At 70.0% G+C, this 430-nt stretch carries 1 pseudogene; it reads right to left on the bottom strand.

Going from position 1 to position 430, the window contains the following annotated elements:
* Positions 1 to 192: 192 nt before the first annotated feature.
* A pseudogene (locus tag GVL61_RS24565) lies at positions 193 to 430 on the bottom strand (hydroxymethylglutaryl-CoA lyase); the annotation flags it as partial.

Genomic DNA, 430 nt, shown 5'->3' with positions numbered 1-430 from the left:
GCCGCTTCCTGCGCGGTGCGCGCCGAGCTGTCCAGCATGCGCGGGCCGTGCGGATGGCCCTTGGCCTGCAGCGCGGCGGCGACGCGCTGCACGCCGTCGGGAAGGGTTCGAAGTTCGGCGCCACACATGGGTACGGTCTCCTGGAAAAAGGTGGACGGGCTCCGGATTGTGCCGCGCCGAAGAGCCCGTGCGTCAGCCGGCGCGCTTGTTCAGCAGCGCCGTGGCCGCGCGCGAATTCGGCTTGCGGCCGAGGAAATCGCTGATGTAGGCGCCGGCATCCACCAGCGCATCCAGGTCGATGCCGGTCTCGATGCCCATGCCCTGCAGCATGTAGACCACGTCCTCCGTGGCCACGTTGCCCGTCGCACCCTTGGCATACGGGCAGCCGCCCAGGCCCGCGACCGAGGTGTCGAACTGCCAGACGCCCATC

It is taken from the genome of Novosphingobium sp. 18050 (assembly GCF_902706195.1).
Classification (GTDB): Bacteria; Pseudomonadota; Alphaproteobacteria; order Sphingomonadales; family Sphingomonadaceae; genus Novosphingobium.
This window is presented reverse-complemented; position numbering and strand designations above follow the sequence as displayed.